Genomic DNA, 12,955 nt, shown 5'->3' with positions numbered 1-12,955 from the left:
AAAATGGATTGCCGTTAAAAATGGAAATGGATATGTGTTAGTATCAGCTTTAGATCCAAATTATGCATTGGATTTATATGCTTCAAAGACTTCAAATGGAAACAATATTGATATCTATGAAATGAATGGATCAAATGCGCAGACTTGGTTATTTAAAGAAATGTAATAGAGGGTAAATTAATTTTACCTTCTTTTTTTATCATTTGTTAATAAAATTAATTGCTAAAGAGCGTATTATAAATTTGTATAGTGAGAGGTAATTGAAAGATGAAGAGTGTAAAAGACAAACTAATTATTACGGCTGCAGTTGGTTTTACAGCTGCTTCGACAATGGTTAATCCACATTTTACAAATGTATTGGCAGAAGAAATTAAAGATCCTGCATTTGTGAAAGAAGATGCATCTAAGACTAAGACTGAAAAGGAAAAATTGGAAGATTCTGTCAAGGATGCTAAGAGCAATTTGGATGAAAAAAAGGCAGATGTAGATGCAAAAAAAGAACTAGTGGATGCGTCTCAAAAGTCAGTCGATGAATTAATGGACCAAAAGACAAATCAACAGTCTCTAGTTGATGGTAAATTGAATGCTGAGGAAGATGTTTATAATAACTTGGCTAAAAAAATTAGTGATTTGGAAAAAGAGATTGAAAATAAAAAGGCTGAATTAAAGGATCAAGAAGATCAGCAAGCTGTTGCAAAGGACACTTTGGATAAAGCAAAACAAGATTTAGAGGATAAAGAACAAAAGCGTGATGTCCTTAAGGCTGAGCTTAGTAAATATAATGAAAAGGCTTTAAAGGATAAACTTGATAGTGCAGAACAAGGTGTGGATCAGGCAAAGAAGGATTATGAAAATACTGAAACACTTAAAAATAAAACTTTAAGTCTGTTGGAAGCTGTAAATACAAATGTAGAAGCTAAAAAGAAAGAGCTTGATGATGCGAAAGCTGTATATCAGACTGCTGTAAATGATGTTGTAGCTAAACAAGCAGCTGTTGATAAGGCACAAGCTGATGTAGATTCATTTAATCAAAGTGATGCATTAGATACTGCAAAGAGCGATTTAGCAAAGGCTCAGACTGATTTAGAAACGGCTAAGGCTAATGCGAAAACAGCAAGCGATGCATTAACAAATGCAGAAACAAATTATAATGATGCACTTAAGGATCAAGCTTCAAAACAAGTGGCTTATGATGCAAGTGTAACTGAATTGGAGAATGCTAAAAAAGCATTAGAGAATGCAAATGAGGCAAAGACTAATGCACAACAGGCTTATGACAAAGCCAAAACTTTAGTTGATGAAAAGGCAGATTTGATCAAGGATTATGAAGAGGCTTATAAGATAGCGCAACAACAGGTTGAATCTGCTCAACAAAGAGTAGACAAAGCTCAAAAAGATTATGATTCTGGTAAATCTGAAAAGCAGATTGCTCAGGAAAGATTGGCTGAGTTTGAAAAAACAAATAAAGAATTGATTGAAATGTTTAATAATAAGCAGGGTACAAAAACATTCTTCCAATATTTGGGCGCAGACTCTGCCGTTGAATTATTAAGTAAACCGAGTGATGTATTAAAGGATTATACAACACTTGGTGGTAATGATGATGCTACAAATACAAATTATTTAAATTATGTATTTGATTATATTGATGAGTGTAATCAGATTCGTAAGGATTTAGGCTTATCTGAGTTAAAGGTAAGTGCCTATTTAATGGCAGATGCAGAATTAAATGCCAATTATGCGTCAAAAATTCATGGTCATTCAGGTGCAAATGTATCATCTGGTGAAAATCATGCGTGGGGATATGGTGCTGCCAATGGAGAAAACAGTCCATTTAGAGGTTGGTATGATGAAGAAAAGAAAATCTATGATGGTTTGGATGAAAAATATAAAAAATTGAGTGCGTATGAATTATTTGAAAAATATCCAAATGTTTATATGAGCGTGGGTCATTATTTAAATATTGTGAATCCAGCTTCTACATTAACTGGTTTTGCGTTCAAAGGGGATTATATAGCAGGTTCTAGTGGTCTTCAATTTACTGGACTATCTACATTTACACAGGAATTTGATTATTTTCATAGACCAAGTAAAGATGTTATTTTAACTACTAAAGAATTCAAAGAAAAATATACACTATATTGGGGCTTAATGAATCGTATTCCTGCAGAACATCATTTCTTGCAGGAAAACGTTAAGAATGCGAGTGATTCAAAGAGTGATCAAGAATTACAGCAGGCTAAAGCTGATTTATTGAATGTACAACAATTATTAGCAAATCAAAAGGAGACATTGGATAATGCCAAGGCTGAAAAGGCAGAATTAGATGCGCAATTAGCTGCTTCAAATACAAGATTAAGTAACGCTGCAACAGCTGTACAAAATGCTCAAAAAGCTGTGGATGATGCTCAAGCTAAAGCGGATGCTAGTAATGTGGCTTTAAATAGTGCAAAAGAAGCTGTAGAAGCTAAATTACAAGCTAAACTAGCTGAGCAAACAAATAAAGACAATAAGGATGCAGCTGTAAAAGAAGCAAGTGATAGGGTTAATGCATTAAGTACAAAGATTAGTGATTGGGACAGTGAAAAGGCTAAGGCTGAAGAGGCATTAAATAATGCCAAGAAAGATTTAGAGGTTTCAAAACAAGCTGAAAGAGATGCACAAACTTTAGTGAATCAAAAACAAAATGCTTATGAAATGATTCTTAATGATAAGGATACAGTAGAAAATAACTTAAATAGCGTAAATAATTCATTAGCTGCTGCTCAAAGAGCTTTGGATGGTGCAAACACAAATTATCAAGCTGCTTTACAAGAAGTAAATGAGTTTAATGCAAAACAAGAAGAGCTTAAAGCACTTAATAATGAGCTTGAAGCACAGAATATTTTGATTGAAAGATATGTACAAGATGAAAAGGATGCTCAGGCAGTTGTTAAAGAAACAAAAGAAAAAATTGTAGCTTTAACAAAAGATAAAGACAATACAGAAAATCAAAAAGAAGGCCAAAAAAAGGTACTTGCTTTTATGCGTCGAGTTAGAGAACAAGGTTCAAACGCAGATTTAAGTGATGTCGATGATTCAGAATTAGTATTGTATTTAAATCAATATGCTAGAGAAGTGGATGAATTAAATCAAATTGAACAAGATTTAGCAACCGCAAATGCTCGATACTTCAGAATTTTAGAAGAGTATGAAAACGCAAAACATGCGCAAGATGAAGCGCAGGCTGAATATGAAAGTGCAATGAAAAAATTAGATACTTATATTAAGGCTAGTGCAAAACATGCTAAAAAGGATGAAGAAAAGAAGGCAGAAACTACAAAAACAAGTGATGTAAATACAGGTGTAGACACGCAATTTGTTTCTAATGCAGCATTAATGGGTGTTGCAGCACTTGGTGTGATTGAAGCTAAAAAGAGAAGTAAGAAATAATAAATAAAATCTTATTTCATAGATAAAAGAGATGTACATATAGTTGTGCATCTCTTTTTTATAACAACAGTGTTGTTGGACTTTTTTTTGGTTTTTTGGTTGAGTAAAATGAAATACAAGTATATACTTGTATTAGTTCTAATGAGTAGAAGTAATATAATAAAGATAGGGGGTTAAGACATATGATTGTTATGGATTTAAAATTGGATAATTTATGTGCGTTTAGAAATTTTCATGTGAATTTTTCGTATCCAAAAAAGATTGTAAATTCTTATATTGAAAATGAGCATTTGGAAGGAATGTCGAATTTTCGTTATAAAAAAGTGAATATTATTATGGGTTCAAATGCGACTGGAAAGACGTCTTTGGGGCGTTTGATTCTTTCAATCTTTATTTTGATTGGAAAAAGAAATGTTGAAATTATTACGTCGTATATTGCGGATAAAGATAAAAAGGCTTCATTTTCAATGGACTTTGTGAATATGGATCATGGTATTTATAAGTTGTATAGAATAAATGCAGAATTTGATCCAAGTGCAGATCATGATTATTCTTCTGAAAACATTAAGATTCGTGTTGAATCCACAGATATTAAACAAAGAGAGAATTATGAGACATGTGCTAAGCGATTAGATTCGATTATGACAGGTTTTACGGACGCGAATTATATTATGGAATTAGAAAAATTGAAGAATTTGTCATGGCCATTTTCATTTCCGTTTGATGCGTATTTTGAAACTAGGTATCGCATTGAAGATAATGAAGAGTATTTACAAGTTTTGAAAAATACTTTAAAAGTATTGGATCCTGCAGTTAAGTGTATTATTAAGTTAAATGAAATTGAAGATACTTATGCCATTCAAATGGGTAAGGAGGAGATTCTTATTAAAAATGGTAAGATATTGAATCCTAGTATGTTGTCTAGTGGTACAAAATCTGGGCTTGATATTGCGGGTATCGTAGCTTCTATTAAATCGGATAAACATAGTTTTTATTATTGTGATGAAAAGTTTTCGTATGTACATTCTGACATTGAAAAGGGCTTTTTATCATTAATGATTTCTTTGTTGAAACCAAATAGTCAGTTATTCTTTACAACGCATAATTTAGATATATTGGATTTGCCGCTTCCAAAGCATAGCTTTAATTTTTTAAAGAAAGAAATGTTTGAAGATGATCAAATAATTAGTGTAATTAATGCTGCTGATTATCTAAAGAAGAGTACGGATTCATTAAGAAATGCGGTTGATAATGATCTATTCTCTGTTTCACCAAACTTAGATTTATTATATAAAATTGAAGATTTATAGGATTAGGAGTTATTGCCATGTCTAAAAATATTTATCATTTCTTTGTTGAAGGTGTTGGAGAACGGGCCATTATTAATACGTTAAAAACAGATTTTCAATGTATTCAGGCCGGAAAAGTGGATGTGTTTAATGTTATTCAGAATAAATTGAACAAAAATATATTGATGAAATTAAAGCCGGGAACCATTGTAATATTAGTGTTTGATACAGATAAAGATGAAACGGATATATTAGATAGCAACCTACGTTTTTTAAAGAAACAGCCTAATGTGAAAAAGGTGATTATCATTCCTGAAGTTAAAAAGTTGGAGGATGAGTTAGTACGTAGTTGTAATATCACAAATGTTAAAGATCTTATGAGAAGTAAATCGAATAGTGAGTATAAGAGTGATTTAGCAAAGTGTAAAAAATTTAAAACAAGTATTAATAAACAATCAGTTTGATATTGATTTATTTTGGAATCAAGATCCAAAAGGTGTATTTGCGAAGTATAAAAATGATAGTAAGTTGATTAAGAGGTAACAATGAAAACAATATCGAGGAGCAGAAAAATGATACAACCCGAATTGAAAGCCTATCGTAGATGTTCAGATAGACATGTATTCGTATTGGAAACGAATCTGACTTATGTAGAAAAGTGTCAGATTTTTCATTATGCCGATTTGGTTCGTAAAGCTGGTAATGAACTGACTGGAATCATGAAAAAAAGATATGATCAGATTGTTCGTACGAAAAGGTATCGCAAGCTAAAAAGTCTTTATAAGAAATATAAGAATGCCAATAATAAAAAGGCATTAAAAGATGTATGTGATCAGATGAAGGAAATGCAGAAACAGTATGATGTGATATGGGATTACTGCAGAACTTCAATGATTGCCATTAAAAAGAAATATGGAATTGATGCCGTATTTGCACTAACGAAAGCGGAGGTTGTATTTCGTGGAATCGAAAAATGTCTTTATTCGGATGGAGAAACGGTTCATTTTAAAAAGCGTGGAGATCTTCCGTGTATTCGTGCTAAACAAATCAATCGTGGAATCATAATGAAACAAATGAATTTCAAATTCAAGAATATGGAGTTTGGTGTAAAAATCAAAGACCGCTATGAACAAGAGGAAGTAAATGCCATACTGTATTATTTGCAGCATGCAGAATTCATGGATGATTACCAGATTATTATTACTTCGATATTGCTTTGTCCAACTATCAATTAATTTCCAAGTACAGTGTATTTTCTTTTAGAGTTTTCAGCAGAATTACCTATTAGAGAATGAAATGCTTTCATTAGAGTGTATGATATACATATTTGGGTTGGCAGAAGATATTGCGGAATTTCATATTTTAATGATTGATAATGGAAGAATGATCAAAGTGTTTAAATTTATTCCTGAGGTTTGATGATAGAGAGGTTCTTCTGAATGCAATTAAAATCATAGAAGAGATTGTCAAGTTATAAGATGTAATGGAATATGAAAAATATCAAGCGAAAATAATTGTTTCAGGAAATTTTAAACATTATTAGGATGGTACTGTAAGTATAAATTACACAACCATATCTAACTTAAAACAATTAATCGTAGTTAAATAAATTTTGATAATTGATTTACTGTAAAAAAATTCTTGTGATTACTGAGTATTTTATGTGCTGGGTTGATTGTTTACATTTTTTTAATAGAGCAACGAATTTGAAAGGGTTAAGTGAATTTGCTAGCAAAGAATTTAAGTGAGAGTGGCATATACCCAAAAACAGTTTATAGATGAGATTAGGTTTGGACGACATTATAGGGTCCTTTCTTTTTGCATGACTAAATTGAATGAAACAAAAAAAGACATCCTAAGACATCTGATTCTAATACAAGTTTATCTGCTGGCTGTCAGCCCATCGCTATTAGCGACAATGATTGAATATTTTAACGACTTTGCATTGTCCACAACTTTACTGGTGGTTGTCACCCCATCACTTAAAGTGACCACGATTAGGACATTTTAACGACTTCCTATTGTCTTCAGCTTAAAGTGCTTGTTCACTAAAGATATTTCTATCTCTACTTATAATTTAGCATAAAACATTAATAATTAACAAATTCATTGATGCTTTTAAATTGATTTTTTATGATACAAAAGTGTTTGAAATTAGTTTGACAATATGTTGAATACGACATAATATAATTATAAAGAGGAAGGAACATATTAATGTACGAGATTATTTTATATGATACAGAAGATGGAAGATGCCTTGTGCAGGAATTATTAGATTCTCTGGAGCCTAAGTTACTGGCAAAAACATTGCGAACAATTGACTTACTGGAAATGAACGGTCCATTGCTTCGTGAGCCATATTCAAAACCATTGGAAAATGGAATATTTGAGCTTCGTACCAAGCAAGGATCAGATATTACAAGAGTACTGTATTTCTTTATTGTAGGAAAGAAGGCGGTACTGACTAATGGATTTATAAAAAAATCGCAGAAGACACCAAAGGCAGAACAAAACTGGCAAAGAAGTATAAAGCAGATTATGAACGGAGGTATGGCAATGAGTAGCTATAAAGATTATAAGAAAAGAGCATTACAGAATTCGGAGGTAAAGGCAGAATATGATGCACTGCAACCGGAATATGATATTATCCAGGCGATGATTGATGCCAGAGTGCAGCAGAATATGACACAGAAAGATTTATCAACCAAAACCGGAATAACGCAGGCAGATATAAGCCGAATTGAGAACGGAACAAGAAATCCCAGCCTAAGTATGGTGAAAAAACTTGCACATGGATTAGGGATGCAATTAAAGCTGGAATTTGTTCCAATGCCAACAAAAAATAAAATGTAAAGAGTATTATAGAAACCGCAGGAATTTTCAACTGCGGTTTTTATTTGTCCCAACATATACAGAAACATCGCCATAGGAATATTGTTATACTATGACGGTATTACAAATCGTTTTCATCTTTAAAAGCGAACACATCATTGGGTGTAAAGTTAAGAATATTGTACATTTTTTCAACAGTAAAGATTGTGATGTTTTGGTTTTTCTGGAACTAATCTAGAGTGTGCTTGTCAATACTTTTGTTAATCATGGTATATTGAAAAATGTGGCGCTTTTTCATGGTTTCCCATAATGTTGAACAGCAAATTTAACACAAAGCTAAATTTACAAAAACTTCAAATAAAAATACAATTCCAATAAAATAAGTTGTGAGAATAAACTGGTACAGGAAATCCCTGAATAACAGGTGCAATGATTATGGAAAACTAATTACGGATGGTTTTGTAACATGATATGATATTTCTTTAGGCCGGTACAACGATATGTAAAGCACTCAGAAATTCGAAATGGAGTTGTTCCTAACAAGAAAGAAAAACGTGCATGGGAATATGCACATTCACTAGATTGTTGGCCCTAGTCATGATCATACGTATTCTTCTGAGAATATAAAGGCTCGTGTTGAATTTACAGATTTTCGTTTAAGAGATAATTATGAGTCTTGTGTAAAGAGATTGGGTTGAATGAATCAAATTACATAATTGAATTAGAGAAATTAAGTTCTATTGATCTTGCGAATTGGAGGTGTTTTTTTTTGTGCGAGATTTAAAACGAATTCTTGAACTGATGTTTGAGAATTTCTGTTTTTCATTATATTAATAAACAAAATATTGATGTAGTCACAAGATTCATTTCAGATTATGCATATGACGGAAAATGGTACGTGTGTAGCGCACCATCGGTGTATCTATAGCGGTCAACCGGTGCATCAATTTTTTGATTTAATTTCTTATTGATTCATCTTTAAATTCTAGACGATATGCTTCACATATAACTCGATCTAAACACGCATCAGCATATGTACAATCCTTAAATAAATCGTACCATTCTTTTACTGGGATTACTGGGATTTGAGAAATAAACACTGCCGATTTTCTTTCTTCTCTTGAATCGAGAATTTCAAATAGATGTCTACATTTTTTTGAAAAAAGAAAAAGGAACCCGACGCATCAGGTTCCTTCTAGGTGTTGTCCGAAGACGACCACCGCAATTCATAGCAGTAATATACTACACCGAATAACATTATGCAAGAGGTTTTAAGATTGACTAATAAAATTTTGTAACTGCCGCAGGTGTGCTCGCTGCTGAGTCTCTAGAATTTGATTGCAAATGTTTGGGAAAATTTGTTTTCTTAACGAATCGATGCAGTCGATGAATTCCGTTATAAAGTGTTTGCAGGATGTTTTAGTCTCTCCCATTTTACGTAGGACATAAGTAATTAAAATAATGTAAGCATAAATATACTTGAAATCTAAACCGGTGATTCCAACCTCTGTTTCGAGAAGAAAAACAAGTCGATTATTTATAGTGCTTGTTTGAAAACGAGTATCAAAAATGGTGTTGTTATGAGCAACAGCATTACGAAGATCTTTGATAGCATAAATGATGTATTCAGTGATTTTTCCGTCTGTGTCAATATTACTTGGTAAATGAAGTATACTTGAAGTTTTCAACTTGACATTTGAATTTGAGCAGGCGAAAAAAGTTCCAAACTCTCCAAGAGCCAAAGATTCGAAAATGGCCCAAATGGGAATTGGTTGGTCTGCATTAAAGAAATGATTGACAGTTTGTTTTTTGCTTGAATAATCACGTAAAAGGGCATTGTTGATTTTCCCCTTAAGAGTCATCCGTTTTGCATACTGTTTGTGGTATTGCTGGCTTCCAGGCGTATATGATTTGTAGTCAGTAATAGACTTGTTAAATATGGTATCTAGGTTTTCGGAATGACAGTCATGAAGAATAGCTTCTATCACGTAGCTTTTAAGTGCGTTTTCGATAAACATTACTTTTGGATAAATTATGGTTTTTAACTGCATATCAAATTTATTTAAAGCAATGACTTCATCAAGAGACGAAAAAGGAATGCGCTGGTTTGGAGTACAAATGAAACGGTATCCCTTGTATCCATGATAGTAGCCAATATTTAGTAAGGACTGAGATTGATATGCGCATCCTGGAATCCTACCTCAACTTGATTGAGATGGAGGCCAGGTTTTTTTATTTAATATTTCTTGTTATAGCTGTACGATTTCATCATTTCTAATAACCGAATTTTTGGGATATTGTATGTTGTTAGTTATGTGTTGATGCTTATGGTTGTTGAAAATGTTTGAGACTTATTGGGCTCAAAATGACATGTATCATTCAGTTCACATAATGCTGTATAAACTTGAGAAGATTTTATTGCTTTTGTTTGATTGTTGATAGTTTGAAATATATTCGTACTCCTGGTATATAATTTCAGTTACCATCCTAATAATAAAACCATCCTTGTAAGATTGCACTTATGATGTGGATTCATTAAGGATGGTAATTAAAGAATGGGATTTTCTGGTTTTCTTAAAATCTTGATTTTATTTCTTCAAATGTTGGTAAGTCAATATAGTTAACGTTTATAGCTTTTAAGACTTGCGCATAGGATTGTTGAAAAATTTTATATGTGTCCTCAAAACATGTGTTTTTTATATATTCAGCAAGTTTATTAGAATCCATATTTTTAACATCTTTATTTAATTCTATTTCTATATCCTCTTGCATTAAAAACAATTGAAGATCATTTATATTAAAAGAGACTTTAATAATTATTTTATATTGATGATCATCTTTATCTTCTGGCACTCTGATATTAAAACTTAATAACATATCTGCCATTTCATTTGTGTTCTTTGCTTGATTAAAATCTATATTTAATTTTGTTATTTGATGATTGGTAATTTTAAAATCCATGTAAAACACCTCCGCTTTTATGTTTGCTTGAATTTATTAGTGCGTTATTAAAGGAATAATTATAAGTACAAGCGTCTTTTTCTAATAGTTTTCTTTTAGACAGATGAATCTTTATTTTTTTACGAATATGAATTGGTTGAGCAAATTTTTCTTTTATTATATAACTATAACAACCTGCCTCTTGAATTTCTTTTGCATAAAACTCATTAAATTCTTCTTGTTCTTCATTGTCTGTTTCTAAATAGAAACCTTTTTCAGGAAGTAAGTCTTGATCAATTTCTTTTGTTGTTTCAAATGTATAATTAATTTTTTTAGTGAAGCTTTTTCTTTGAGCTTGTAATAGAGAATCGTTTTTTAAAAATAATTCTAGAACAGTCTTCTTGTTGTCATTCATTTGCTTCAAATCATTAAAATCAACTTTTGCTATAAACCATTTTTGGTATTCACGTAGTTCATAACATACACATAAGTACAAATTTGAGAATTTATCTTTTAAAGAAAATAGTATAGGCTGGTCGTCGTAATGGAAAATATAGTCTATATATAAATCTCCATAATTCGGAGTATTTTCAAAATAAATTTTTTTAGTCATTTATATCACCTTCTAACTCTTTGAAGTATTGATGGGGATTTGAATTTTTAAAAACCCACCAATCAATATGCGATTTAGCATTCTTCTTTTTCATGTAGTTTTTTGTGTGCGCCGATAATCCACAAGATCGTACAGTGGTTCCATAAGCAACTTTAGCTTTTGGGTTTTTTCTTTGCATTAATTTAAGGGTTCGTTTTATATCATTAAATTTTTCGAACGTTGAAACAGAATAGGAATTTATAGTCTTATCAATATCATTTGTATCAATTTCAATATTTGAAAATTCTTCGTTTGATGGTACAAAAGCGTTTTTATCTATTATCCCTTTTTTACAAATTCTATATACATTAAATTCTTTTTCTTCATCAACTTCTAGAATTCTTTCTAATTCTTTACTTTTGTAATAGGAAGGAAATAATTGTTTTGCCTGATTCATATCCATAATTATTCATCTCCGGTTAAATTATAACATGAATCAACCAATTTATTGTGAAATAAGACATTTAATAGTTAAAAGTTTATATTTAATAATCAAGATATTTTTCATCTATGCAATTTCAGTAATTGTTATGATGTTGGACTATTGATTAAATTGAATTTTAATCTAACATAATTTAGCGGTGTAGTCTATATGAAGTAATTATAGATATGGAAACTGACTAATGCTGAATCGGGCATCAGTAAAATAAAATACCGTGAATATTTTCGTGGATGTAAAACAGCTTATGTTTATAAATTAGGTAAGGTTGAAATATTTAGTCCTCCTAAAGATTTAGAAGATTATAATGTAAGTTTTGCTCCCCAATCTTTTTTGTATGTAGACATATAATATAAAATTTATTAGCAGAACGGAAATATTGGTTTTCTAGTATTTTATACAGAATGAATTATAATTATTTTAGGCAAATATAGAGTGGAATTATTTATAGAGATTTATGTTACTTGGTGGTAAATATTATCCTAAAATATCAATTAATTGATATATTTTACTAAATTTTATTGTTATTTACACTAATCGTAAAGGAAAGCCAAAGAAGGACAAGTTAATTTGATTTTATAAAGGTTAATGAGTTAAAGGATAAGATGTTTCTTAATGGTGGTCACATCTTTTCTTTTTGCTTGAGAAAAACGGAATGTAAGAATGCGTTTAATAATAAAGGGCTGATGATTATAATGGATATAAAATTAGATGATTTATGTTGTTTTATAGATTTTATTTTCATGTGAACTTTTCTTATCCAAGAATGAGTATTCTACGTACTCAGAGCCCTCCGTACAGTACTGAGAACCACCCAATCCATTAATTAGAGCCGTTTGTACACCTTCAGTTGTAAGATGTATTTGTAGAATAGTAAATTCTACAAATCTTGCGAATTGGAGGTGTTTTTTATATGCGAGATTTAAAACGAATTCTTGAACTCAGGTTTGAGAATTCGTTTCTCAGCTTGAAATCGCTAGGATGCTGAAAGTGTCACGAAATACTGCGTAATTATAAAATTTAAGATGTTAATTTTGATATTGAAAAGTTGCTAAGTCTTTAATAGTTATATAAGTTATCGTCGTTATATTTTGTTAACACATTATAAGTTGAATTAAGATAGACTATATACTAGTATGATTGAGCAGGGGGTTATATTATTTATGAAAACAACATTAATTATTATGGCAGCTGGAATTGGTTCTCGTTTTGGTGGTGGAATCAAACAGTTAGCTAAAATGGGCCCAAATGGAGAAATCATTATGGATTATTCGATTTATGATGCCAAGGAAGCTGGCTTTGATAAAGTCGTATTCATTATTCGTAAGGATATTGAAGAAGAATTCAAAGAAGTTATTGGAAATCGTATCC

10 protein-coding genes and 1 pseudogene are annotated in these 12,955 nt (G+C 31.2%); 6 read left to right on the top strand and 5 right to left on the bottom strand.

The window, feature by feature from the left end; translation table 11 throughout:
- The first annotated feature begins 267 nt into the window (after window positions 1–267).
- From Q3907_RS09370 to Q3907_RS09350, 5 genes are all read left to right on the top strand, one after another.
- Window positions 268–3,432, top strand: a complete 3,165-nt coding sequence (locus tag Q3907_RS09370) for a CAP domain-containing protein (protein ID WP_301898082.1) — start codon at window positions 268–270, stop codon at window positions 3,430–3,432.
- A gap of 182 nt (window positions 3,433–3,614) precedes the next feature.
- Window positions 3,615–4,742 (top strand): AAA family ATPase, encoded by a 1,128-nt coding sequence (locus Q3907_RS09365; RefSeq protein ID WP_301898081.1) that lies wholly within the window; start codon window positions 3,615–3,617, stop codon window positions 4,740–4,742.
- A 17-nt stretch (window positions 4,743–4,759) separates the two neighbouring features.
- Complete coding sequence (locus tag Q3907_RS09360; RefSeq protein ID WP_301898080.1) at window positions 4,760–5,185, top strand: hypothetical protein; 426 nt, start codon at window positions 4,760–4,762, stop codon at window positions 5,183–5,185.
- A 108-nt stretch (window positions 5,186–5,293) separates the two neighbouring features.
- Window positions 5,294–5,956, top strand: coding sequence for a hypothetical protein (locus Q3907_RS09355; protein ID WP_301898079.1), 663 nt, complete (start codon window positions 5,294–5,296; stop codon window positions 5,954–5,956).
- A gap of 979 nt (window positions 5,957–6,935) precedes the next feature.
- Complete coding sequence (locus Q3907_RS09350) at window positions 6,936–7,574, top strand: type II toxin-antitoxin system RelE/ParE family toxin (protein WP_301898078.1); 639 nt, start codon at window positions 6,936–6,938, stop codon at window positions 7,572–7,574.
- A 935-nt stretch (window positions 7,575–8,509) separates the two neighbouring features.
- On the opposite strand, the pseudogene Q3907_RS09345 reads toward Q3907_RS09350, so the two are convergent.
- The 5 genes and pseudogenes from Q3907_RS09345 to Q3907_RS09325 form a co-directional block, all read right to left on the bottom strand.
- Window positions 8,510–8,722: pseudogene (locus Q3907_RS09345) on the bottom strand (ATP-binding protein); the annotation flags it as partial.
- A 102-nt stretch (window positions 8,723–8,824) separates the two neighbouring features.
- Window positions 8,825–9,709 carry an Abi family protein gene (locus Q3907_RS09340; RefSeq protein ID WP_301898083.1) on the bottom strand — a complete coding sequence of 295 codons (885 nt, stop codon included), beginning with the start codon at window positions 9,707–9,709 and terminating at the stop codon, window positions 8,825–8,827.
- 418 nt (window positions 9,710–10,127) lie between these two features.
- A complete protein-coding gene (locus Q3907_RS09335) occupies window positions 10,128–10,514 on the bottom strand; it encodes a hypothetical protein (RefSeq protein WP_296072548.1) in 387 nt (128 codons plus the stop codon).
- Complete coding sequence (locus Q3907_RS09330) at window positions 10,504–11,106, bottom strand: hypothetical protein (RefSeq protein ID WP_301898077.1); 603 nt, start codon at window positions 11,104–11,106, stop codon at window positions 10,504–10,506. The genes Q3907_RS09335 and Q3907_RS09330 overlap by 11 nt, the downstream gene beginning before the upstream one ends.
- Complete coding sequence (locus Q3907_RS09325) at window positions 11,099–11,548, bottom strand: hypothetical protein (protein WP_301898076.1); 450 nt, start codon at window positions 11,546–11,548, stop codon at window positions 11,099–11,101. Before Q3907_RS09325 ends, Q3907_RS09330 begins: the two co-directional genes overlap by 8 nt.
- Before the next feature lie 1,199 nt (window positions 11,549–12,747).
- Between Q3907_RS09325 and Q3907_RS09320 the strand changes: the two genes are divergently transcribed.
- Window positions 12,748–12,955 (top strand): NTP transferase domain-containing protein (locus tag Q3907_RS09320; protein WP_367881491.1); only part of this gene is annotated, 208 nt, incomplete at its 3' end.

This window comes from uncultured Holdemanella sp., from assembly GCF_958348295.1.
Taxonomy (GTDB): domain Bacteria; phylum Bacillota_I; class Bacilli_A; order Erysipelotrichales; family Erysipelotrichaceae; genus Holdemanella.
The sequence above is the reverse complement of the archived record's forward strand: the minus strand, read 5'-3'. Positions and strand labels throughout refer to the sequence as shown.